A 22,418-nucleotide genomic window follows, 5' to 3' on the forward strand; every position below is an offset into this window, starting at 1 on the left:
GGTGATTCACGCTGCGCATCGTCGACCAGCCGCTAATATGACGATCCACAGGAGCGCGACGTTCGGATCGCGCCCCACAGCATCATGGAGCCCTCAATGGATCGATCCATCCCGTTCACAGACAACTTCTCCGACCTGTCCAACGACGAGGGGTTCCAGTTCGAGTTCCGCTGCGAACGCTGCGGGAACGGATACAGATCCACGTTCCAACCGGACAGTCGGGCCAAGCGGCAACGCTTCGCCCGTGGCATCGGCAGCGTACTCAGCGGGACCAAGGCCTGGGACTTCGCCAATGCGGCCGAGAACCTCCTCAACCGCAGCAGCAACTCGAAGGAGAAGGACAGGGCGCTGGATGCCGCCGTTCGACAGATCTCGCCTGAGTTCAAGCAATGCCGAGGCTGTGGGCAATGGGTCTGTGAGGACGTGTGCTGGAACCAAGAGGTGGGACAGTGCGCCAATTGCTCCCCGATCGGCAGCGAGCAACTGGCTCAGCAGCAGGCCATGGCCCGAGAGGCCCAGTTCCGCGACAAACTGCAGAGCGTGGACCTGACGTCCGGCTATGCCCTGGCAACGACGACACCGTCTCGGTGCCCGTCGTGCGACGCTCAGGTGGACGGCGGAAAATTCTGCCCAGAATGCGGTACCTCCCTGGCCGCCACCACCGTCTGCGTCTCGTGCTCCGCACAGAACCCCGCCGGAGCAAGATTCTGCTCGGAATGTGGGACACCCACCAGTGTCTGACCCCGACCGGCCGCGGCCGAACGCGGACCGTGACCTCTCCATCGACCTGGTTCGCGTTGGCTGTGTACTGCTCGTGGTCTTTGTCCACCTGGTCCTGGTTGGTGTAGGCCGTAATCCCGACGGCAGCCTCCTGATCACGTCAGGCGTCGAGAACGCCCGGTGGGCCACACCGGCGTCGTGGGCCGCGGAGATCATGCCGCTGTTCTTCGTGATCGGCGGGTTCACTGCTCGAATCGGATACCGGTCGTCCCAGGCCCGGGGTGAGACGTCATCCGGATTCATCCGCAAACGCCTGGACCGGCTGGCACGCCCCGCCCTACCTTTGTATCTCTTCCTGAGCGTTGGGCTGCTCACCGCGACCGCACTCGGAGTGCCCCCGAAGCTCTTGGACGCGGTGGCCACCCCGGTGGGCTCCGTGCTGTGGTTCCTTGGCGCGTACATGACGGTGCAGGCGCTTGCCCCGATCATGATCCGCTGGCACGAACGTTCACCGTACGGGAGTGCAGCCACACTGATCGTGGCCGCACTCGCGGTCGACATCATCCGGCTCGTTGTAGGCATCCGCTGGCTTGATCTTCCCCGGATCGACAAGTCCGGTTACGGGTTCGGGGAACAGTTCTTCGGCTTGCCCAACATGGTCCTGGTGTGGCTGTTCTGCCAGCAGATCGGTTTCCTGCTGCACGACGGAGCCTTCGAACGGCTGAGCCGGCTGCGGCAGGTCGGCGTCGCGATCGGTGGCGTCGCAGCCCTCTTGGCCCTGACGTACTTCGGTTCATACTCCTGGTTCATGCTCACCAACCAGTGGCCTCCGACCACACCGCTGGCCATCCTTGCCGTCATCCAGGCCGCGGCATACACCCTGCTGCGGCCGACGCTCCAAGCAGTGATGAGGACGAGGCCGGCCCAGGGCATGGTGATGTTCTTCGGGCCACGTCTGATGACCATCTACCTCTGGCACGTCTCCGCGATCTGTGCGCTGACGGCCCTCATCGTCTTCGGTCCGTGGGGCGCACCGACCCCCGGCGGCGCCATCTGGTGGTGGACCCGGCCCCTCATGCTGGTCGGAGTGCTCGGCATCGTCTGGGCCATCTCACTCGGCGCGTCGCGGCTCGAACTGCCTCGCCCCGCGCGGACCCATCCCGCCGGCCCCGTGCGGGTCAGTACGGCGGTGGTGCTCTTCGTGCTGCCCTCGGTGGCGATCTCCCTCTACGGACTGGACCTCTGGTTGGCCTGTTTCGCGGTCGCCGCCACGTGGCTGGCGCTCGTCATCAGTCGGGGTCGAGGGCCAGTCTCCACAGCGTTGTGACCTCACGACTGCGCGCCACATGCAACGGGTCCGACTCGTCCTGGGCGCGCGGATGGCGCGGCGTGGTGTCCAGGTGCCCCAGCACCCGCAACCCCGCTTCGGAGATCCTCATCGGCAGCTCGTCCCGCCCCCGCAGCCCCAGTTCCTCGGCGAGGTTGGAAATGATGAGCCAGCCCTCGCCTCCAGGGGCCAGCCGCGATCCCAACCCAGCCAGGTACCGCTTCAACATGTCGGAATCGGGGTCGTAGACCCCCTTCTCCAGGTCGGAAGTCGGCGTCGAGGGAAGCCACGGCGGGTTGCAGACGATGAGGTCGGCCTGTCCCCCGGACGGGAACAGGTCCGCCTCCTCCACCCTGATCCGATCCGTGTAACCGAATCGTTCGACGTTGTCGCGAGCGCAGGTCACCGCGCGCGGATTGATGTCGGTCGCCGTGACGGCGGCCAGACCGCGGCGGGCCAGGATCACGGCCAGCACCCCTGTGCCGGTTCCGAGATCGAACGCGGTGCGCGCCCCAGTGGGTATGGGAGCTTGGTCCACCAGGTCCACGTACTCGCCCCTGACCGGCGAGAACACTCCGTAGCCGGGGTGGATCCTGGCGCCGAGTGCCTGGATCTCGACACCCTTCTCCTGCCACTGTGCTGCGCTCAGGACACCCGAGAGCTCGTTCAGGCTCACGCACATGTCCTCCGCGAGGACCCCGTAGGCCTGGTGACAGGCAGAGGCGACGTCAGGCGCCCTCCGCAGCCGCAAATGAGCCCCGTCGTCCAGCACCACGATCAGCGACCCCAAGATCTTGGCCCGCCTGGCCCGCTGTCTCCGGTGGGCAAGGAACCTCTCCGCAGCGGAACCTCGCTCGTCACGTCCGCGACGATTCGCCTCCCTGTCGGCCCGCTTGCCCAGGGCCCTCAAGAGCTGCCTCGCGTTGTGGTAATCGCCGCGCCACAGCAGCGCAACGCCCTTCCGGGCCAGCTTGTAGGCCACGTCGGCCTTCAACGCGTCATCCACGACCTCCACGCGCTGCGGAGTCGGCACCCCGGTCTCGGAATGCCACCGAGCGTGCCGAGTCATCCCGTTCTCGGTCCAGACCAGGGTCTCCATGAATGCTCCTCGGATCGTGCAGCTGACGCGGGTGGGGCCTCACAGCAAGCCGTGAGCTCATGTCTACATCGAGGCGAGAGCCCGCTCGTACTCCCCCACATCACGCGGGGTGAGTCGATCAGAGGCGACGATGGAGCGGACCCGGCCACCGCCGTCGAGCACAAAAGTTGTGCGCGTGGCATGGCCACGCGTCTCATCGAAGGCGCCGTAGGCGCGGGCCACCTCGCCGTGCGGCCAAAAATCGGAGAGCAGATCGAACTCCACGCCGAGGCGGTCTGCCGCCTCACGCAAAGAGTAACGGTGATCCACCGAAAGCCCGACGACGCGGGTCCCCTGCGCATCCCAGGTGGCCTGCCGCTCGGCCAGGTCCCCCAGTTCCTGCTCGCAGACCGGTGTCAGAACCAGCGGGAAGAACACCAACAGCGCCGGTCCACCGGCAAGGTCGGCGCGACGCACCGACTCCCCGTGCTGGTTGACCAGCTCGAAATCCGGGGCAATCTCCCCCACTCCGGGGCCCGGCACAACGGTGATCAGTGGTTTCGTCGCGGCACCAGCCGCGCCGCCTGCCAGTCGGAGGACACGCCCTCCGTCGAGGTGGAGTGCAGGCCTGCGGTGGGTGCCGCCTCCTGAATCTCCACGGCGGACACGTGGCCGTCCTGGCCCAGCTTCGGCGTCAGCAACCAGACCACGCCGTCGTCGGAAAGATCCGTCAGCGAGTCCACGAGGGCGTCAACGAGGTCTCCGTCGTCGTCGCGCCACCACAAGATGACGGCCTCGCACACATCGTGCTCGTCCTCATCAAGCAGCCCCTCACCGGTCAGCTGCTCGATGTCATCACGCAGATCGAAGTCCACATCGTCGTCGTAGCCCAGTTCCTGTACCAAATCGCCTGGCTTCAGCCCCATACGCTGGGCTGCTCCGTGCTGCGGCTCTGGTTGCGGTGCCTTGGCATCGCTCACGGTGGTCATCCTCATCTCCTTGCGATCGACGGGGGAAAACCCGCCTTTGTAGTCCTAAGCCAACACCGAAACCGGCTCAGGCTCAACATGAGCAACCACGACACGCCGGGATACATAGGTCATATGACTGCAATAAACCGGTCGTCGCGACCACTCCGATGCGGCATGAGGCCCCTGCGAAGGTCTATTCTGAGAAGTGAATCCATGACCGCGCAAGCGGCCACGTGTCTACCAACCGGTGTGTACATGGTCGCCCAAGGTCAGTCGAAGCATTCCCCGAACGGAGTAACGCTCGTGACCCAATCTGAGCCGCACATCACCGACATCCTCAGTGGTTTGACCAATCACTTGCCCGATGCCGACCCCGAGGAGACCGCCGAATGGATCGAGTCCTTTGACGGACTGATCGAATCGGAGGGCACCGAACGCGCTCAATACATCATGCGCTCCCTGCTGCAGCGCGCAGGTGCGAAGTCCGTGCAGGTCCCCATGGTGACCACCACCGACTACGTCAACACCATCCCTGTGGACCAGGAGCCCGCATTCCCCGGTAACGAGGAGATGGAGCGCACCTACCGCAAGTGGATGCGTTGGAACGCCGCGATCATGGTGCACCGCGCACAGTCGCCCGATGTGGGAGTCGGCGGCCACATCTCCACCTACGCTGGTGCAGCGACCCTCTACGAGGTGGGCTTCAACCACTTCTTCCGTGGGCAGGATCACCCCGGAGGCGGCGACCAGGTCTTCTTCCAGGGCCACGCCTCCCCCGGCATGTACGCCCGTGCCTTCATGGAAGGCCGCCTGTCCGAGGATGAAATGGACGGCTTCCGCCAGGAGAAGTCCAAGGCGCCCCACGGACTCCCTTCCTACCCGCACCCGCGGATGAAGCCGGACTTCTGGCAGTTCCCCACCGTGTCCATGGGACTCGGCCCGGCCAACGCCATCTACCAGGCGCAGCTGAACCGCTACCTGCACAACCGTGGCATCAAGGACACCTCGGACCAGAACGTCTGGGCCTTCCTCGGCGACGGCGAGATGGATGAGCCGGAGTCGCGCGGCTTCCTGCAGTTGGCCGCCAACGAGAAGCTGGACAACCTCAACTTCGTGATCAACTGCAACCTGCAGCGGCTGGACGGCCCCGTGCGCGGCAACGGCAAGATCATGCAGGAACTCGAGGCCTTCTTCCGCGGCGCCGGCTGGAACGTCATCAAGGTCGTTTGGGGCCGCGAGTGGGACTCCCTGCTCCAGAAGGACAACACCGGCACGCTCGTGGACGTCATGAACGCCACCCCGGACGGTGACTACCAGACCTACAAGGCCGAGTCCGGTGCCTTCGTGCGTGAGCACTTCTTCGGCAAGCACCCCATCACCAAGGACCTGGTCGCGGACATGACCGACCAGGAGATCTGGAACCTCAAGCGCGGCGGCCACGACTACAACAAGGTCTACGCCGCCTACAAGGCAGCCGTTGAACACAAGGGCCAGCCCACCGTGATCCTGGCGCAGACGGTGAAGGGCTACGGCCTCGGCACCCACTTCGAGGGCCGCAACGCGACCCACCAGATGAAGAAGTTGACCCTGGATGACCTCAAGGCCTTCCGAGATCACCTTCGCATCCCGATCACGGACGAGCAGCTCGAGGCGGATCCGTACCACCCGCCGTACTACCACCCCGGCATGGATGCTCCCGAGATCCAGTACCTGATGACCCGTCGTCACGCGTTGGGCGGATTCCTGCCCGAGCGTCGCAACGAGTCCAAGGCCCTCGACCTCCCCGGAGACAAGTCCTACTCCGGCACCAAGCGTGGAAGTGGCAAGCAGATGGCCGCCACCACCATGGCCTTCGTCCGGCTGCTCAAGGACATCATGCGCGACAAGGAGTTCGGCAAGCGCATCGTGCCGATCATCCCCGACGAGGCCCGTACGTTCGGTATGGACTCCATGTTCCCGACCGCGAAGATCTACAACCCCAACGGACAGAACTACATCTCCGTGGACCGTGAACTGGTGCTGGCCTACAAGGAGGCCCCCACCGGGCAGATCCTGCACACCGGCATCAACGAGGCCGGTTCCGCTGCCGCGTTCACGGCCACCGGCACCAGCTACGCCACGCACGGTGAGCCGCTGATCCCGATCTACATCTTCTACTCGATGTTCGGTTTCCAGCGCACCGGCGATGCATTCTGGGCAGCGGGCGACCAGATGGCGCGCGGCTTCATCATCGGCGCAACGGCAGGCCGCACCACCCTGACCGGTGAGGGCACCCAGCACGCAGACGGACACTCCCCGCTGCTGGCCGCCACCAACCCGGCCATCGTCTCCTACGACCCGGCCTACGGGTACGAGATCGGGCACATCGTCCGTTCCGGCCTTGAGCGCATGTACGGCGGCAAGCACTCCGATCCCAACGTCATGTACTACCTCACGGTGTACAACGAGCCCATTCACCAGCCGGCCGAGCCGGAGGACGTGGATGTCGAGGGCATCATCCGTGGCATCCACGCCATCAAGCCTTCCGACCTGGACAACGGTCCCCGCGTCCAGTTGCTGGCTTCCGGCGTCGCCGTGCCGTGGATCCAGGAGGCCCAGAAGGTCCTCGCAGAGGACTGGGGCGTTGCCGCTGACCTCTGGTCCGTCACATCGTGGACGGAGCTGCGCCGTGACGGCCTCGCTGCAGAGAAGGACGCATTCCTGCACCCGGAGCAGCCGGCCCGCAAGCCCTACGTCGCCGAGAAGCTGGCCGGCGCCACGGGCCCCGTGGTCGCCGTCACCGACTTCGCCACGCAGGTGCCCGATCAGATCCGTCAGTTCGTGCCCAACGAGTTCGCGACCCTGGGCGCAGACGACTTCGGTTTCGCCGACACCCGCCAGGCGGCTCGTCGCTTCTTCCACATCGACTCCGCTTCCGTGGTGGTGCGCGCACTTCAGATGCTCGCCAAGCGCGGTGAGGTGGACGCAGACGTGCCGGCTCAGGCCTTCAAGAAGTACGACCTGCTCAACGTCAACGCCGGCACCACCGGCACCGCAGGCGGCGACGCCTGAGACGCTGACCACCTGAGACGCTGACGTAGCTCAGCTGAGCCTCTGAGGTCCGGCCTACGGCCCCGGTCCCTCCGACATCGGAGGGACCGGGGCCGTTGCCGTTCCTGACCCCCCTTAGACTTCTCGTGTGTCAACCACCTCCACCGCGGCCAAACTCAAATCGGAGCAGGGAAGACTCTCCGACATCGCCCTGCAGAAGCTGGCGACGGATCTCCCCTGGTACCGGAGTCTGGAAGCGGAGCAGCGAATCCAGCTCGACACCGTCGCGGAGCGTGGCATAGCGCAGTTCGTGACGTGGTTCGAGACGCCGAGCGAACCCACCTGGGTGCTGGACGACGTGTTCGGTCCGGCCCCGACAGATCTTTCACGGGTCATCTCGCTGCAACGGGCCCTGCAGCTCATCCGGATCGTGGTGGGGGTCGTGGAGGACCGCGTCCCTGAACTCGCCGCGCCACGTGAACAGGTGCCGCTCCGGGAGGCCGTGCTGGTCTATTCGCGTGAGGTCGCCTTCGCGGCCGCCGACGTCTACGCCCGCGCCGCCGAGCGTCGTGGTGCGTGGGACTCCCGGCTCGAGGCGCAAGCCATCGACGCCCTCCTGCGCGCCGAGGATGCCGACGCCATCCGCTCACGCCTCTCCGCGGTGGGATGGCGTTCCCGCAGCCACTTCTGTGTCGTGGCCGGCTACGCTCCCCGGTCGGTGACCGCGGCGCTGGTGCGGGACCTGCGCCGCGCCGCCGTGCGCCTGGCCCGTGACTGCGTGGTTGGCATCCAAGGAGACCGCCTCATCCTCTTGTTGGGTGGCCTCACCGAGAGCGCATCCGACACCTTTGCCGGTTTCGGAGGCGTCTCCGAATTCTTCGGCAGCGGCCCGGTGGTCCACGGGCCGGTGGTGGGTACCTTCGAGTCGCTACCCACCTCTGCTCATGCGGCGGTATCCGGGTTGTCGGCAGCACCGGCCTGGCCCGATGCGCCGCGGCCCGTAGCGGCGGATGCCCTCTTGCCAGAGCGTGCGCTCAACCAGGACCCGGACTCACTGCGCACGTTGGAACACCGCTACTACGCGCCGCTCACGGCCGGTGGCTCCAACCTGGTGGACACTTTGGAGTCCTACCTGGGCCATGCACACGCCTTGGAGGCCACGGCCCGGGACCTACGCGTACACGCCAACACGGTCCGGTACCGGCTCAAGCGCATCCACGAGGTCACCGGGCTGGACCCGCTGGTCCCCAGGGAGGCGCTCACCCTCCGTTTCGCGCTCATCGCCGGTCGGCTGCCCCGTCGCCAAGGTGACGGGGCCGGCGGGTCCCCGGACCCACCCGTCGGGCACTGAAATGCCCGACGGCATGCCCCGGACCCGCCGCAGCACGCGAACGTTGTAGACTCGTTGGCGGTGTATCCCGCGCATCGCGGGGCATACCCCAGGAAACATCACATACACACGCTTGGAGAAGGTCGCTCACGTGCTTGCCATCGTCTGCCCCGGACAGGGCTCACAGACTCCTGGTTTCCTTCAGCCTTGGTTGGAGGATCCCGAATCGGCCGAACTGCTGACGACGCTCTCCGCAGCCGTCGGACTGGATCTCACCGAACTCGGCACCACGGCCGACGAGGAGACCATCAAGGACACCGCCGTGGCCCAGCCGCTCATCGTGGCCGCAGGCATCCTGACCGCTCGCGCACTCTTCGGCCGCACCGTTCCGGAGAACTCCGTCGTGGCCGGCCACTCGGTCGGCGAGATCACCGCCGCGGCGTTGACCATGGCCCTCTCCCCTGCCGATGCTCTGAGCTTCGTCTCCACCCGCGCCAAGGGGATGGCGGCCGCCGCCGCCGAGATCCCCACCGGCATGTCCGCCGTCCTGGGCGGCGATCCCGACACCGTGCGTGCCGCCATCATCGACGCAGGGCTCACCCCCGCCAACGAGAACGGTGGAGGCCAGATCGTGGCTGCAGGAACGCTCGATGCGCTCGCCGCCTTCGCCGAGAACCCACCGGCCAAGACCCGCGTGATCCCGCTGAAGGTCGCCGGCGCATTCCACACCGAGTACATGGCCTCGGCCGTGCCCGCCCTGCAGGAACTCGCATCGACCCTGCAGCCCGGCGCCCCGCAGACCGCTCTGCTCACCAATCACGACGGAACCCGGATCGGTTCCGGCGAAGACTTCCTCGCCTCCCTGGTGGCTCAGGTCACCCGCCCCGTGCGCTGGGATCTGTGCGAGGCCACTATGCTCGAGGCCGGCGCCACCGGGCTCCTGGAACTGGCCCCGGCCGGCACCCTGACAGGGTTGGCCAAGCGGGGTATGAAGGGCGTCAAGACGCTCGCCCTGAAGACTCCCGACCAGTTGGAGGATGCTCGCGCGTTCGTCGCCGAACACGCCTGAGACTCGGTCGGTGTCGTTCCACCACGGATCGGCAACGACCACGTAATCTGAGGGATCGAAGACCCCGCACCCTGGGTTCCCAGGAACCCGACCGAATACAAGGAGACACCCTTTCATGGCTACCACCGAAGAGATCCTCGCCGGGCTCGCCGAGATCGTCAACGAGGAAACCGACCTGCCGGTCGAGGACGTTCAGCTGGAGAAGTCCTTCACCGAGGACCTGGACATCGACTCCATCTCCATGATGACCATCGTCGTCGAGGCCGAGTCCAAGTTCGATGTGAAGATCCCCGACGAAGAGGTCAAGAACCTGAAGACCGTGGGCGACGCCGTCTCCTACATCGAGAAGGCCCAGGCCTGATCCTCCGCGGAGCCACCGGTTCCGCAACGCGTCCCCGTGACCCAAGGTCCCGGGGACGCTCTTTCATCCGCACCGAGTCCAAGGAGCACTAGCCATGGCCAAGACCGTCGTCGTCACGGGACTGGGCGCCACAACCCCCATCGGCGGAGATGTCCCCACCACGTGGGCGGCAGCATTGAAGGGCACCTCTGGCGTGCGTAGCCTCACCGAGGACTGGGTCGAGGAACTGGCCCTGCCGGTGTCCATCGCCGCCCGCGCAGCCGTTCCCGCCGCAGACGTTCTCAAGAAGTCCGAGCTCAAGCGCAACGACCCCTCGACCCAGTTCGCCCTGATCTCCGCGCGTGAGGCCTTCACCGATGCCGGGCTGGACGAGGCCGAGCTGGATCACGATCGCCTCGGCGTTTCCTACGCCACCGGTATCGGCGGCGTGAACACGTTGCTGGACGCCTGGGACACCCTGCGGGAGAAGGGCCCTCGTCGGGTCATGCCGATGACGGTTCCCATGCTCATGCCCAATGCCGCGGCTGGGGCACTCTCCCTGGAGTTCAAGGCGCGGGCAGCTGCGCGCACCGCCGTCTCGGCATGCGCCTCCTCCACCGAGTCACTGGCCGTTGCCCAGCAGATGATCCGCTCGGGTCAGGCCGATGTGGTCATCGCCGGCGGCTGTGAGGCAGCGATCCACCCCATCACCATCGCCTCCTTCGCGTCGATGCAGGCGCTCTCGCGTCGCAACGACGATCCGGAGCACGCATCCCGTCCCTACGACCTGGACCGCGACGGCTTCGTCATGGGCGAGGGTGCAGGCACGCTGATCCTGGAGTCGGAGGAGCACGCTCTGGCCCGTGGAGCCCGCATCTACGCCGAGCTGGCAGGCACAGGAATCAGCGCGGACGCGTACCACATCACCGCGCCGGACGCCGAGGGCCTCGGCGCCACCCGCGCACTGCGTTCGGCCATGGCCGACGGTGGATTCGAGGCGGCCGACGTGGTCCACGTCAACGCCCATGCCACCTCCACCCCCGTGGGCGACATCCCCGAGGGCGTGGCCCTGCGCGCGGCCTTCGGCTCCCACCTGGATTCCGTGGCCGTGTCAGCAACCAAGTCCCAGACCGGTCACCTGCTCGGTGGCGCCGGTGCCGTCGAGGCCGTGTTCACCGTCCTGGCCCTGCACGATCACCAGGCGCCCCTGACCATCAACCTGGAGAACAAGGACCCGCAGGTGGACCTGGACGTCGTGACGTCCGCCCGCACGCTGAAGAGCGGCGTGGCCGTGTCCAACTCCTTCGGTTTCGGGGGACACAACGCGGTGGCGGCGTTCCGCAACCGCTGATCTCGGGACTCCCCGGACGGGCGACGCCCCGTGAACCACACGTGGTGGTTCACGGGGCGTCTCGCTGTCTCCGGCCTGTCATCAGGGCGCCTGCTATCAGGGCACCACGCGGTGGAGCAGGTCAGCCCACGTGGTGCATCCAGCGCACGGGTGCACCCTCAGCCGCGGCGCGGAAGGGCTCGAGTTCCTCGTCCCAAGCCTCGCCCAAGGCGATGGAGAGTTCGTGGTAGACAACGGCCGGGTTTCCCTGGCCCTTCTCGTAGGCATACCGAATACGGTCCTCGGAGACCATGATGTTCCCGTGCACGTCGGTGACACCCTGGAAGATGCCCAAGCTGGGTGTGTGGGACCAGCGCAAGGCATCGGAACCCGGGGAGGCCTCTTCGGTGACCTCGTAACGCAGGTGCATCCATCCGCGCATGGTGGACGTCAGCAAGGCCCCTGTTCCTTGTTCCCCCGTCCACGCCAAATCGGCGCGCAGAAGACCAGGGGCGGCGGGTTGTGGCGTCCAATCCAGGTCGATTTGTCGACCAAGAACGCTGTTGATGGTCCACTCGAGATGAGGGCACATCGCAGAAGGGGCTGAGTGGATGTACAAAGCCCCGCGCGTCATCGGACTCGACATGTGCTCCTCCAGATGTGGTCGGTTCGTCTTCCCCAACGGCCGGCCCGGATTTCTACAGGTCACATATTCGTTTCCGCTTGTCTTAGGCCATTTTGCCCCGAACTCCGTCTTCTGCCAAACGCCGCCGCGCGCAGTGCCTTCACTGCCACGAATTTCATGGCGTGAATCAGGCGCGAGGATGGGCCTGACGGTATCCGTCCCGCAGCCGTTCCACCGAAACATGGGTGTAGAGCTGGGTCGTGGCGAGCGAGGAGTGACCCAGTAACTCTTGGACGCTGCGCAGGTCCGCGCCGCCGTCCAAGAGGTGAGTCGCGGCGGTATGGCGCAGGGAGTGCGGTCCGCTGGCCGAGGTATCCCCCAAGCCGGAGAGGGCACGGTCCACACGCTCCCTGACCTGCCGCTGATTCCATCTGCCACCTCGGCGCCCCAGGAAGAGCGCAGGCCCGCTGTGCTCCGCAGCCAGGGCCGGCCGGCCGCGCCGCAGCCAGTTATCCAGTGCGTGCGCAGCAGGGACACCGTAGGGCACCACGCGTTCCTTGTTGCCCTTGCCGAGCACCTTCACCGTCCTGCGGTCCTGATCCACGTCATCCACGTCCAGCCCCACGAGTTCTCCCACGCGGATGCCGGTGGCGTAAAGCAGCTCGATGGCTGCGCGGTCACGGTCGGCTTCCGGGCCCTCCTCCTGACCCAGGTGCTCCATGAGACGATCCATCTGTCCTCGCTGCAGCACGGGTGGCAGCGTCTTGGCGCGCTTGGGAGCGCGGAGACGGACCGAAGGGTCCACGTCCAACCACTCTTCCCGCCTGGCCCAGGCGCAGAAGTTCCGCGCCGCGGCCACATGACGGGCCACGGTCGCGTTGGAGGCGCCGGCCTCTCCGGCTGCAGCCACCCATGACCGCAGTGCCGCGAGGTCGAGGGCACCGAGTACGTCACCGGTACGACTGTCCTGGTCCGCGCCCAATGAACCGAGCAGGGATCCGATGTCGGCCAGATAGGCCCGCACCGTGTTCTGGCTGCGGCCGCGCTCGAGGCTCAGGTGCCTGGAGTACTGGTCAAGCAGCTGCGCCACGGTAGCGGGGAAGTCGGTCATGATGGGCTCAAGCCTAACCGCGCTTCCACCCTCCTCCCGGTACTTCAGCCGCTGCGCCACGGCCGGCCAATCTCTCCAGACCCGCCAGCGCTTCCGAGACGGACAGCCCCGCTGCCGAGACGAGTTGGTCCAAGCCGAGTCCCCCTCGCCTGGGTAGCGCTTCCCACAGCCGCTCTTCCACCGGGTCCATCCCGTCGGTGGGATGCTCCGGATCGTTCGGGAACGGAAGCTGTGCCTGGCCGTCGGTCGGAGTGGCTCCTGATTCTGCACCATCCCACCCGAGGTCCCCCACGACGTCCTGAACACAGGTCACCAGGTCCGCACCGGCCTCACGGATCAGGCGATGCGGAAGCTCGCTCTCGCCCGACGTGATGGGGCCTGGCACGGCGCCGACCCACCGGCCCAACTCCGCGGCCGAGTTGGCCGTGTTCAGCGCCCCGGATCGCCACCGCCCCTCCGTCACGAGCGTCCCGCACCCCAACGCGGCGATGATGCGATTTCGCGCCAGGAACCGCCAACGGGCGGTGGACGTTCCTGGTGGATGCTCGCTCAAGAGCAGGTGCCGACGGCCTATCACCGAGAGTGTGGCGGAGTTCGCGGCCGGGTACAGTCTGTCGATTCCACCCGCCAGCACGGCCATGGTTGCCGGCCGCCCCTCGCCGATCTCCAAGGCCGTCCGGTGTGCCGCGACGTCGATCCCCAGCGCGCCCCCGGACAGAATGCAGACGTCGCGTTCACGCAGCCCGGTCACCAGCTGCTCCGTCACGTGGATTCCGTAGGCGCTCGGGTCCCGTGTACCGATCACGGCCAGCAGCCGCGCCTCGGACCATGGCCCTGCGCCCAGACGCGCCAGTGATTCGAATCCCGGCCCCCTCCACCACAGACCGAGCGGACGCGCAGGACCCAAGTCATCCAGCGCAACCGGCCACGCTTCATCGCCAGGAATCACGTAACCGCCACCCATCCGTGCTGCCTGGTGCAGATCCTCTTCCGGCGCGGACTGCATGGCCCTGGACCTCCACCGGGCCAGGCCATCCTCCAGTCGTCCTCCACGCCGAGACGGCCTTCCTTCCGCCGCGATATGAGCAGCGCAATCCTCCCGATCCTGCGCCGCCACGGCCGCGCCCTTCACCAGTTCCCAGACCCTCGCGGCTCCCAACGCCTGAACTGCCATCGACAACACCGCATCGCCCGGTTCACCACACCGACTCAGCCCCGCTCGAGCGATCAGTTCCCCAGAGACCGTCATGACGTCACCTGCGCTCGGGCCCGCAACATGACCGCTGACTGAACATGCCGAGTCTCAGGTACAGCATCCCCATCAAGATCCGCCAGGGTCCAGGCGATCCGGGTGACCCTGTCCACCCCACGGCCGGTGAGGGCGTGCACCTCGGCTGCCCGGTGCAGAGTCTGTGCTGCATCGCCTTTGAGCCGGAATCGATCCGAACGCAGCAGGCCCGAGGGCACCGTCGCATTGGTGACGTGTGGTCCCTGGCCGCTCCCCCACCGGTCACGCTGCCGCCGCCGGGCCAGCATCACCCGCTGACGCACGGTCGCCGAGTCCTCTCCTCGTGTTCCGCGGACGATCTCCGCGGTCCGTGCCGCGGGAACCTGCACCAAGAGGTCCATCCGGTCCAGTAGCGGTCCGGACAGCCGTGCCCAGTATCGTCGGCGGGCCATCGGAGCGCATTCGCAGGCCCTCCCGGGTTTCCCGCACGGGCAGGGATTCGCCGCCATGAGAAGTTGGAAACGCGCCGGATAGCGTGCACTCCCTGCCGCCCGCTGCAGCGTCAACACCCCGGATTCAAGCGGTTCCCTCAGCGAGTCCAGCGTCTTGGCACCGAACTCCGGCGCCTCGTCGAGAAACAACACTCCGGTGTGCGCCATGGACGCCGCGCCGGGCCTCGGGATGCCCGCACCCCCACCGATGAGGGACGCGGTGGAGGAGGAATGGTGCGGAGCCTCGAACGGCGGTCGTGTCAGCAGCCCTGTGACCGGCCGCCTGCCGAGCGAGTACACGCAGGTGGCCTCCACGCTCTCTTCCGGTGTGAGATCCGGCAGAATGCCCGGCAAACGTTCCGCCAGCATGGTCTTCCCCGCCCCGGGCGGCCCCACCAGCAGCAGGTGGTGCCCGCCTGCCGCGGCCACCTCCAATGCATGTCTGCCCAATGGCTGCCCGACGACATCGGCCAGGTCCGGTCCCTCCGGAACCACGGCGCGGCCGTCCGCGACACCCGCTGGCGACACAGCGGCTCCCGCATGGGGCGCTGCGGCGCGAGCAGCCGACGAGGCGGCGCGAGCAGGGGGCGCGGCGCTGGGCGCCGCCGGCTGCTCCGCCGGCAACACGCCGTCGGGCATATCGGCCGCCCGCTTCACCGTGGCGGGATCCACGCCGAGGTCAATCAGAAGGTCTGCCACGTGCTGGTATCCGGCAACCTCCAGGTCCGGCACCAAACGAGCCTCGGCGACGTTGGCTGCAGGGACCACGCAGCGAGTGAAACCCTCATGCCGGGCCGCCAGCAGCGAGGGCAGCATCCCCGGCAGCGGGCGCAGTTGACCGTCCAGGGACAGCTCACCCAGGAACACCACGTCCTGCGGCACTCGGATCACGCCGTCGGCCTGCAGGCTGGAGACCAGAATCGCCAGGTCGAACCCGGTCCCCTTCTTGGGAATACCCGCAGGCACGAGGTTGACCGTCAGCCGCCGCGGACTCAACGCCACCCCACAATTGCGGGCGGCTGAGCGCACGCGGTCCTTGGCCTCCTGCAGCGAGGCGTCCGGTAGGCCGAGCAGAATCATGCCAGGCAGCCCGCCACCGAGGTCCGCCTGGACGTCCACCCGGTACCCGTTCATCCCCACCAGTGCCACGCAGGCGGCGGAGCCCAGGCTCATGGTGTCACCGCCCGGTACAGATCCACGCTGCACGGAACCGGGTCTCCCGGCGGCCAGATCAGGCTGAGTACGTCCACCCTGCGGCGCGTGGTGGGTGGTTCCCCCTGGCTGGTCTCACGTGCGAAGGACAGCGCGAGGCGATGCAGGCGCGCCAGCTTCTCCCCGGTCACGGCTTCTGCCGGTGCACCGTATCCGACGCCGGAGCGGGTCTTGACCTCCACCGCCACCAGGTCACCCTCGTGGTGGGCCACCACATCCACTTCACCCAGCGAACAGCGCCAGTTACGAGCCACCACCGTGTAACCGCGCGCGCTGAGCCACCCGACGGCGAACGCTTCGCCTCGTCTGCCGAGTTCTTTCGGGTCGGGCTTGCTGCGTTCCGGCTTGCCCGTGGTCGTTGTCGTCATCGTGGACCACCTCCACGGCCAACCTTGCTCCGGCCACGGCAAGCGCCGTTGCCGGATTCGGGGCATGTGTGGACAAGTCCTCTACGACACGCCGTCAGTGGCGAAAATCAGCCACCGTCCCTCCCGGAAACCGCTTCCACCATTCCCTCCCAGGGGCCAGCGGGATCAGTCCGGAAGATCCTTGAGAAGGTCCGATTTGGTGAGTTCCTCCACGTTCACATCCTTGAACGTGATGACGCGCGCGGACTTCACGAACCGCTGCGGCCGATAGACATCCCACACCCATGCATCCTGCAGCTGCACATCGAAGTACACCTCGCCGTCGGAGACCTTGGCCTGCACGTCCACCTGGTTGGCCAGGTAGAAACGCCGCTCCGTCTCCACGACGTAGCTGAAGAGGTTCACCACGTCCTTGTACTCGCGGTAGAGCTTCAGCTCCATCTCCGTCTCGTAATTCTCGAGATCGTCAGCACCCATCGGGTCTCCCTCCTTGTCCATCCTCGGAATCAGCCTACGCTCAGGCACCCAGGTGCCACGTACGCCGATGGTAAACACCCGCGCCCATGGTCTGGATCGCTTCCTTGTGTGCCGCGGTTCCGTAGCCCTTGTTCTGTGCCCACCCGAAACCCGGATGGTCCCGATCCAGTGCATCCATGATGGCGTCTCGCTCCACCTTGGCCAGGACCGAGGCGGCGCCGACTCCTGCGCAGTCCCGATCGGCCTTGACCCGGGTGGTGACGGGCGCGGTGACCTCCGCCAGATCGTCGTCGGGCGCGTGGGTCAGTGCGTCCAGCAGCTGAGGCGTGAACCAGTCATGGCTGCCATCCAACAGAATGGCCGACGGCGCGGACGGCCTTCCGTTCTCCACCGCAGCAGCGCTGGCGTCGCCGGCGGCCGAGGCCGCCAACGCCGCCAACGCCGCGGTCCAGGCCCGGTGCCCCGCCAAGCGCAGGGCAGGCACGATCCCGTGGGCGTCGATCTCCTCGGCGCTGGCGTGTCCCACCGCGCCGGCCACGACCCAGTCCTCGATGGCTGCGATCAGTGCCTGCCGCGCGTGGGCGGAGAGGTCCTTGCTGTCTCGGATACCCACCGGTGCGTCGCCCGCGTGGGGGTCGATGATGACCAAGCCGACGCTGACCGGACCGGCCAGCGAGCCGCGCCCCACCTCGTCCACGCAGGCCAGCAGGGCGCCCGGTGACACGAGGGCTCGCTCCACGCTCAGGTCGGGTTCGTGTCCCCTGCGCGTGGTGGCCTTCGATGTGCCACGCGGGCTCACTCGTCGTCCGTCTCGTTGGAGAAGCGCTGCTGGTCGGGATCGTAGACCTTGGCCTTGCGGTCCTTGACGTCGTCGAAGACCTCCGGAGAATTGTCGACCTTCCCGAAGCGGCCAATCGGCCATGCGATCAGGGACCCGCGTCCCTCCACCGCGTCCATGTCCACGAATCCACCCTGTTGGTCGGGATGCGCCCTCGAGTCGGCGCTGTCATCCCGGTGATCGCCCATCACCCAGATCTTGCCCTTGGGGACCACGGCCTTGAACTTCACGTCACTGGGCGCTGACCCGTCGTGCAGGTACGGCTCGTCGATGGCCACACCGTTGACCTTGATCTTGCCGTCCACGCTGCAACACTCCACCGTGTCTCCCGGCATGCCGATCACCCTCTTCACGAGGTGCTGGGTCGAGTCGTCAGCCCGCAGGCCGACGAAGGTCAGCAGGTCTGCCACCGGGCCCGCTGGCGCCGTCTTGGGCTGATCCTCCAACCAACCTTGTTCATCCTTGAACACCACCACGTCTCCCCGGTGGATCTTCATCACCTCAGGGGCGAGCAGATTCACGAAGACGCGATCGTTGACCTGAAGGGTGTTCTCCATGGACCCCGAAGGAATCACGTAGGCCCGGAAGAGGAAGGTCTTCACCAGGGTGGAGATGACCAGCGCGGCCACGACCACGATGACGATCTCCTTGACCCAGGAACCGAACGTGCTGCGGGGTGCCCCCTTGGACTGGTGGTCGCCGACCGCTTCTCCCTGGTTCTTGGAGGGTTCCGGTTCCGGAGCCACGTTCTCGGTGTTCACTCTTCTCCTGGTCTGCATCTGCTGGGCCAACGCCAGCCCGACTTCACCTTACCGGCTCAACCTGGACCCCATTCACAGATTGCGGTGCTGGTGCACACGCGTCGGTATGGATCAACCGATCCATACCGACGGGTGTGTCACCGCACCGACGCGTGTGCGAGTCCGAAACGCGAACGACGCCGGTCCCTCGAACGGGAACCGGCGTCGCAAGCTGGCAAGAACCGGAGTCCGGTTCTCGTCATGAGATCAGGCGTTCTTCTTCTTGGCCTCAGCCTGGAAGTCACGCTTCTCGCGGATCTTGGCGGCCTTACCGTGACGATCGCGCATGTAGTACAGCTTGGCGCGGCGCACGTCACCACGGGTGACGAGCTCGATCTTCTCGATCACGGGAGAGTGCACCGGGAAGGTACGCTCCACACCCACACCGAAGGACACCTTGCGGACGGTGAAGGTCTCACCGACGCCACGGCCCTGGCGGCCCATGACGAAGCCCTGGAAGACCTGAACACGGGAGTTCTTGCCTTCGATGATGTTGACGTGGACCTTCACGGTGTCGCCGGGACGGAAGTCCGGGACGTCGTTGCGCAGGCTGGCTGCGTCGACAGAATCAAGCGTATGCATGTTCTCTCCATATGGTCTTCAGGCCGCAGGTCCTTGGACCGTTTTTACGTCGGAACGGAAACTTGTCCGTCCCATACCACGTTCCGAGCCACGATTGTGGTCTCGGACCCGACCGTTGTGACACGCGACCCCTGCGGCGGGCGCGCACCCGGTGGGCACAGCTCACTATTCTGCCACAACCAGCGATGGTGAGGGCAGAGTCATCAACGGTGAGGCTGGTCTCCATCCAACTGCCAACCGAGGCTGCCGAGAGTCGCTACGTCCTTCTTGTCGAGAGCCGCTACCGACAGCGCCTCGATCAGGTCGGGGCGGCGCTCACTGGTGCGCTCCAACTGCCATTGCCTACGGGTTGCGTCCACCTTGCCATGGTCCCCGGAAAGCAGCACGGGCGGCACCTCGTAGCCCTCCCACTCGGAAGGCTTGGTGTAGATGGGGTACTCCAGCAGTCCGTCCGAGTGGGATTCCTCAACGAGCGAGTCCGGGTTGCCCACCATTCCAGGGATCAGCCTGCCTACGGCCTCGATGATCGCCAGAGTCGCGACCTCTCCTCCGTTGAGGACGTAGTCCCCCAATGAGAAGGGACGCACGTCGAAACGCTCCGAAGCCCAGAGCATCACGCGTTCGTCGATTCCTTCGTAGCGGCCGCACGCGAAGACCAGATGCTCCTCGCCGCTCCAGGCCTGCGCTGTTGCCTGTGTGAAGACGGAACCTGCCGGCGAGGGCACCAGCAGCACCGGGCGCTGCACCGGAGACGCCTCGAGCACGGCACTCAGCGCTTCGGACCACGGTTGTGCACGCATGACCATGCCTGCTCCGCCGCCGTAGGGGGTGTCGTCCACAGTGCGGTGACGGTCGTGGGTGTAATCCCTGAGGTCGTGGACGTGGAAGTCCAGCAGTCCCTTGTCCTGGGCCTTGCCCAGGAGGGACAGTTCCAGGACGGAGAAGTACTCGGGGAAGATCGTGACGACGTCGACGCGCATGTCAGTTCTCACCCGCCAGATCGAGCAGTCCCGGCGGAGGGGTCAAGGTCACCGTGCCGGCGTCCTCGTCGATGGTCGGCACGATCTGCTCCACGAAGGGGACCATCGCCTCCGTCCCGGAAGTCAGGCGGATCACCAAGAGATCCTGCGCCGCTCCAGTGACCAGCTCGGTCACCTCACCGACCTGGGTGCCGTCCACGACCGCTTTCATGCCCACCAGATCGTGTTCGTACCAGCCCTCGTCGTCGCCCTCTTCCTCTTCGAGGTCCGACGGGTCGAAGAACAGCTGGGTGCCGCGCAGTTCCTCGGCGCGGTTGCGATCCGGCACTTCCTCGAAACCGAGCACCAGGATGCGCTTGTTCCAGCGCGCGGAGGCAACGGTCAACGGGCCGTTGGCCTCGGGTTCGGTGCTCAGCACCTCGCCCGGTGCAAAGCGGGCCTCCGGGTCATCGGTGAAGACCTGAACGGTCACCTCCCCACGAATGCCGTGGGGTTTGCCGATGCGTGCCACATGCAAGTGCACGTCGCTCCTCCTGAGGTGATGCTTGCAAGGATGTTCTTGGAAAAGTGTGAAGACAGCGCGACGGCCCCACCCGATCCGTCTCGCTCAATCGGCGAGAAGTGGAAGAAGTGGGGCCGTCCACGTGGGAGGCGTCAGCGCCTGCGGTCGGTATCGACCACGTCGACGCGTACGTCGGGGCCTCCGGGGAGGGATCCGACCACGGTGCGCAGTGCATTCGCCGTGCGACCGCTACGTCCGATCACCCGTCCGAGGTCCTCAGGATGCACTCTCACTTCGAGGACGACGCCCCGGCGACCGCTCTTGCGGCGCACGTCGACGTCATCCGGGTGATCAACGATCCCCCGTACGAGGTGGTCCAGCGCGTCCTCGAGCATGTCACACGGCCTCGGCGGCCTCGGCGGCGGGCTCTTCGGCCTCTGCGGCCTCCTCCGACTTCTTGGGGGTCACTGCCTCGGGGAGGATGACGGAACCCTTGGTGGGAGCAACGAACTCTGGCTTGGGCTCGGCAACCTTCAGGGTGCCTTCCTGGCCCTCGATGCCCTTGAACTTCTGCCAGTCACCGGTGATCTTCAGGATCGCGAGAACCTGTTCGGTGGGCTGAGCGCCAACGCTGAGCCAGTACTGTGCACGCTCGGAGTCAACCTTGATGTAGGAAGGGTGCTCGGTGGGACGGTACAGACCGATCTCCTCGATAGCACGGCCATCGCGCTTGGTGCGCGAGTCCATGATCACGATGCGGTAGTGCGGGGCGCGCATCTTGCCGAAGCGCTTGAGACGAATCTTGACGGCCACTTGGGTGGTCTCTCTTTCTGATTGGGGCGGGGTTCCACCGAGCGCACCCGTGGGGAACGGGGCAGGGCGGAGCCTCCTATTTGTTCGGCACACGCATCAAGGGATCAGAGGGTCCTTGAAACGAACCGAGTACCGTCCCATTATGCCAGAGGTACCCGCTTCCGCGCACCGTGGATACGCACCGCGTGGCGCGTCGCTCGTCACATCGACGGGTGCGGCAGGGTCATCTCCGGAGGTTGACCGCTCCGAGGATGCCGGCCCCTAGTCCGACCACGCCGAGGCACCCTGCCACGATGTAGCCGCTGCCGACCGCTGCCCCGAAGGACGGTGCAAGGAAGACCAGGACCACAGCTGCGACGATGAACACCAGACCGACGATCATGAGGAGCATGGGCCACGTGCGTCGCCGTGCCTTCGCAGAGTCGTCCCCGGCGGCCGAGGCGGGCGTCCCGACGGCGGGCGTGGGTTCCGGCGTCGCGTCAGGATCGTAGGGCTCGGGCTCGCGGACCGGCTCCGGTGCCATATGCGCCGCCGGTTGCTGTTCCACGTCCGGTTGCTGTTCCACATCGGCAGCGGCTGCCGTCGGTTCCTTGGCCCTCAGCAGGTCGTCGAAGGCCGCGGCAGCCGGTCGGTGACCGTCGCGATGCAGGAGTGAGTCGAAGCCGCCTTCTGTCGGTTCGGCTGCTGCGGGAGCATGGACGTGTTCGGCTTCCGTGTCCGACGTGCTCGCGGCTGGCTTCGCTTCGGCCGTCGCCTCGTCGCCGGCCCCGTCGTCTTCGGCCGTTGCGTCGGCGTCATCGTCGGCGGCGGTTTCGTCTGTGGCAGTGCCGCCCGAGACTATCTCGGTGGCTTCACCGGTTGGTTCTTCGGCAGGGGCCGGCTCGACCTCATCGGACACCGGCTCGAGCTGGGGATCTGCCGGCTCCTCGACGTCGCTGCCCACGTGCGAAGCAGCGGACGGTGCGGGTGAGCCGACCACGCTGACCGTGGTCCCGTTCGGAGCGTCTCCCCGGAGCAATCCGAGCACGGAAGGCTGCATCCCGAGCGCATCCAGGATCTCAGCCATGGCGTGATGCGGGGGAAGCTCAGGGTCCTTTTCCTCGACCTGGCCCGGCAACAACCCGTCCTGCTCCGCAGCGAGGACCCCGTCCTCAGGGTCGAACCCGCGGGTAGCGGCGTCATTGACGATGCGAGCG

Annotated in this window: 24 protein-coding genes; 7 read left to right on the forward strand and 17 right to left on the reverse strand. The window is 66.4% G+C overall.

Annotation, left to right across the window (positions count from 1 at the left end):
• The first annotated feature begins 96 nt into the window (after positions 1-96).
• On the forward strand, positions 97-741 hold the full coding sequence (locus Q0A15_RS05705) for a zinc ribbon domain-containing protein (protein WP_291278564.1): 645 nt from the start codon (positions 97-99) through the stop codon (positions 739-741).
• Positions 734-2,047, forward strand: a complete 1,314-nt coding sequence (locus Q0A15_RS05710) for an acyltransferase (RefSeq protein ID WP_291278565.1) — start codon at positions 734-736, stop codon at positions 2,045-2,047. Before Q0A15_RS05705 ends, Q0A15_RS05710 begins: the two co-directional genes overlap by 8 nt.
• Here the strand turns inward: Q0A15_RS05710 and Q0A15_RS05715 are convergent.
• From Q0A15_RS05715 to Q0A15_RS05725, 3 genes are all read right to left on the reverse strand, one after another.
• On the reverse strand, positions 2,010-3,146 hold the full coding sequence (locus Q0A15_RS05715; RefSeq protein WP_291278566.1) for a class I SAM-dependent methyltransferase: 1,137 nt from the start codon (positions 3,144-3,146) through the stop codon (positions 2,010-2,012). The two genes, Q0A15_RS05710 and Q0A15_RS05715, sit on opposite strands and share 38 nt — an antisense overlap.
• A 63-nt stretch (positions 3,147-3,209) precedes the next feature.
• On the reverse strand, positions 3,210-3,668 hold the full coding sequence (locus Q0A15_RS05720) for a redoxin domain-containing protein (protein ID WP_291278567.1): 459 nt from the start codon (positions 3,666-3,668) through the stop codon (positions 3,210-3,212).
• A gap of 8 nt (positions 3,669-3,676) precedes the next feature.
• The gene (locus Q0A15_RS05725) at positions 3,677-4,114 is read right to left on the reverse strand and encodes a DUF3052 domain-containing protein (RefSeq protein WP_291278568.1); all 438 of its coding nucleotides are present in this window, start codon (positions 4,112-4,114) and stop codon (positions 3,677-3,679) included.
• A gap of 285 nt (positions 4,115-4,399) precedes the next feature.
• On the opposite strand from Q0A15_RS05725, the gene aceE reads away from it, so the two are divergent.
• From aceE to fabF, 5 genes are all read left to right on the forward strand, one after another.
• Positions 4,400-7,147 (forward strand): pyruvate dehydrogenase (acetyl-transferring), homodimeric type, encoded by a 2,748-nt coding sequence (gene aceE / locus Q0A15_RS05730; RefSeq protein WP_291278569.1) that lies wholly within the window; start codon positions 4,400-4,402, stop codon positions 7,145-7,147.
• Positions 7,148-7,274: 127 nt separating this feature from the next.
• Entirely contained in the window at positions 7,275-8,477 is a 1,203-nt protein-coding gene (locus tag Q0A15_RS05735; protein ID WP_291278570.1) for a CdaR family transcriptional regulator, read from the forward strand.
• 130 nt (positions 8,478-8,607) lie between these two features.
• The gene (locus tag Q0A15_RS05740; RefSeq protein WP_291278571.1) at positions 8,608-9,525 is read left to right on the forward strand and encodes an ACP S-malonyltransferase; all 918 of its coding nucleotides are present in this window, start codon (positions 8,608-8,610) and stop codon (positions 9,523-9,525) included.
• A 115-nt stretch (positions 9,526-9,640) separates the two neighbouring features.
• Entirely contained in the window at positions 9,641-9,886 is a 246-nt protein-coding gene (locus Q0A15_RS05745; protein WP_291278572.1) for an acyl carrier protein, read from the forward strand.
• Between the two features lie 94 nt (positions 9,887-9,980).
• Complete coding sequence (fabF, locus tag Q0A15_RS05750) at positions 9,981-11,216, forward strand: beta-ketoacyl-ACP synthase II (protein WP_291278573.1); 1,236 nt, start codon at positions 9,981-9,983, stop codon at positions 11,214-11,216.
• 121 nt (positions 11,217-11,337) lie between these two features.
• Here fabF and Q0A15_RS05755 read toward each other — a convergent pair whose 3' ends face one another.
• The 14 genes from Q0A15_RS05755 to Q0A15_RS05820 form a co-directional block, all read right to left on the reverse strand.
• On the reverse strand, positions 11,338-11,841 hold the full coding sequence (locus Q0A15_RS05755; RefSeq protein ID WP_291278574.1) for a DUF3145 domain-containing protein: 504 nt from the start codon (positions 11,839-11,841) through the stop codon (positions 11,338-11,340).
• Between the two features lie 166 nt (positions 11,842-12,007).
• Complete coding sequence (locus tag Q0A15_RS05760) at positions 12,008-12,931, reverse strand: tyrosine recombinase XerC (protein ID WP_291278575.1); 924 nt, start codon at positions 12,929-12,931, stop codon at positions 12,008-12,010.
• Positions 12,932-12,944: 13 nt separating this feature from the next.
• Positions 12,945-14,105, reverse strand: coding sequence for a DNA-processing protein DprA (locus Q0A15_RS05765; RefSeq protein WP_291278576.1), 1,161 nt, complete (start codon positions 14,103-14,105; stop codon positions 12,945-12,947).
• 71 nt (positions 14,106-14,176) lie between these two features.
• A complete protein-coding gene (locus Q0A15_RS05770) occupies positions 14,177-15,823 on the reverse strand; it encodes a YifB family Mg chelatase-like AAA ATPase (protein WP_291278577.1) in 1,647 nt (548 codons plus the stop codon).
• Positions 15,820-16,230, reverse strand: a complete 411-nt coding sequence (locus Q0A15_RS05775; RefSeq protein ID WP_291278578.1) for a YraN family protein — start codon at positions 16,228-16,230, stop codon at positions 15,820-15,822. Before Q0A15_RS05775 ends, Q0A15_RS05770 begins: the two co-directional genes overlap by 4 nt.
• Before the next feature lie 165 nt (positions 16,231-16,395).
• Positions 16,396-16,707: a DUF2469 domain-containing protein gene (locus Q0A15_RS05780; protein WP_291278579.1), complete on the reverse strand. Its 312-nt coding sequence runs from the start codon at positions 16,705-16,707 to the stop codon at positions 16,396-16,398.
• Positions 16,708-16,747: 40 nt separating this feature from the next.
• Positions 16,748-17,506 carry a ribonuclease HII gene (locus Q0A15_RS05785; RefSeq protein ID WP_291278580.1) on the reverse strand — a complete coding sequence of 253 codons (759 nt, stop codon included), beginning with the start codon at positions 17,504-17,506 and terminating at the stop codon, positions 16,748-16,750.
• Complete coding sequence (gene lepB / locus Q0A15_RS05790; RefSeq protein WP_291278581.1) at positions 17,503-18,306, reverse strand: signal peptidase I; 804 nt, start codon at positions 18,304-18,306, stop codon at positions 17,503-17,505. The genes Q0A15_RS05785 and lepB overlap by 4 nt, the downstream gene beginning before the upstream one ends.
• Before the next feature lie 246 nt (positions 18,307-18,552).
• Complete coding sequence (rplS, locus tag Q0A15_RS05795) at positions 18,553-18,927, reverse strand: 50S ribosomal protein L19 (RefSeq protein ID WP_291278582.1); 375 nt, start codon at positions 18,925-18,927, stop codon at positions 18,553-18,555.
• Positions 18,928-19,130: 203 nt separating this feature from the next.
• Positions 19,131-19,907: a tRNA (guanosine(37)-N1)-methyltransferase TrmD gene (gene trmD, locus Q0A15_RS05800; protein WP_291278583.1), complete on the reverse strand. Its 777-nt coding sequence runs from the start codon at positions 19,905-19,907 to the stop codon at positions 19,131-19,133.
• Between the two features lies 1 nt (position 19,908).
• On the reverse strand, positions 19,909-20,430 hold the full coding sequence (rimM, locus tag Q0A15_RS05805) for a ribosome maturation factor RimM (protein WP_291278584.1): 522 nt from the start codon (positions 20,428-20,430) through the stop codon (positions 19,909-19,911).
• A gap of 131 nt (positions 20,431-20,561) precedes the next feature.
• Positions 20,562-20,804 carry an RNA-binding protein gene (locus Q0A15_RS05810; protein ID WP_291278585.1) on the reverse strand — a complete coding sequence of 81 codons (243 nt, stop codon included), beginning with the start codon at positions 20,802-20,804 and terminating at the stop codon, positions 20,562-20,564.
• A 1-nt stretch (position 20,805) separates the two neighbouring features.
• A complete protein-coding gene (rpsP, locus tag Q0A15_RS05815; RefSeq protein WP_291278586.1) occupies positions 20,806-21,222 on the reverse strand; it encodes a 30S ribosomal protein S16 in 417 nt (138 codons plus the stop codon).
• Positions 21,223-21,445: 223 nt separating this feature from the next.
• Positions 21,446-22,418: hypothetical protein (locus tag Q0A15_RS05820; protein ID WP_291278587.1), on the reverse strand; the 973-nt coding region annotated here is incomplete at its 5' end.

This window comes from Galactobacter sp. (assembly GCF_022712295.1).
Taxonomy (GTDB): domain Bacteria; phylum Actinomycetota; class Actinomycetes; order Actinomycetales; family Micrococcaceae; genus Galactobacter.

What these genes read in the sequence shown, in the direction of transcription:
- Q0A15_RS05705 (WP_291278564.1), top strand. Translation starts at nt 97, where the DNA reads ATGGATCGATCCATCCCGTTCACAGACAACTTCTCCGACCTGTCCAAC.
- Q0A15_RS05725 (WP_291278568.1), bottom strand. Translation starts at nt 4,114, where the DNA reads ATGACCACCGTGAGCGATGCCAAGGCACCGCAACCAGAGCCGCAGCAC.
- Q0A15_RS05810 (WP_291278585.1), bottom strand. Translation starts at nt 20,804, where the DNA reads ATGCTCGAGGACGCGCTGGACCACCTCGTACGGGGGATCGTTGATCAC.
- Q0A15_RS05780 (WP_291278579.1), bottom strand. Translation starts at nt 16,707, where the DNA reads ATGGGTGCTGACGATCTCGAGAATTACGAGACGGAGATGGAGCTGAAG.
- trmD (WP_291278583.1), bottom strand. Translation starts at nt 19,907, where the DNA reads ATGCGCGTCGACGTCGTCACGATCTTCCCCGAGTACTTCTCCGTCCTG.
- rplS (WP_291278582.1), bottom strand. Translation starts at nt 18,927, where the DNA reads ATGCATACGCTTGATTCTGTCGACGCAGCCAGCCTGCGCAACGACGTC.
- Q0A15_RS05765 (WP_291278576.1), bottom strand. Translation starts at nt 14,105, where the DNA reads ATGGCAGTTCAGGCGTTGGGAGCCGCGAGGGTCTGGGAACTGGTGAAG.
- fabF (WP_291278573.1), top strand. Translation starts at nt 9,981, where the DNA reads ATGGCCAAGACCGTCGTCGTCACGGGACTGGGCGCCACAACCCCCATC.
- Q0A15_RS05745 (WP_291278572.1), top strand. Translation starts at nt 9,641, where the DNA reads ATGGCTACCACCGAAGAGATCCTCGCCGGGCTCGCCGAGATCGTCAAC.
- Q0A15_RS05755 (WP_291278574.1), bottom strand. Translation starts at nt 11,841, where the DNA reads ATGTCGAGTCCGATGACGCGCGGGGCTTTGTACATCCACTCAGCCCCT.
- Q0A15_RS05715 (WP_291278566.1), bottom strand. Translation starts at nt 3,146, where the DNA reads ATGGAGACCCTGGTCTGGACCGAGAACGGGATGACTCGGCACGCTCGG.
- Q0A15_RS05760 (WP_291278575.1), bottom strand. Translation starts at nt 12,931, where the DNA reads ATGACCGACTTCCCCGCTACCGTGGCGCAGCTGCTTGACCAGTACTCC.
- Q0A15_RS05770 (WP_291278577.1), bottom strand. Translation starts at nt 15,823, where the DNA reads ATGAGCCTGGGCTCCGCCGCCTGCGTGGCACTGGTGGGGATGAACGGG.
- Q0A15_RS05775 (WP_291278578.1), bottom strand. Translation starts at nt 16,230, where the DNA reads ATGACGACAACGACCACGGGCAAGCCGGAACGCAGCAAGCCCGACCCG.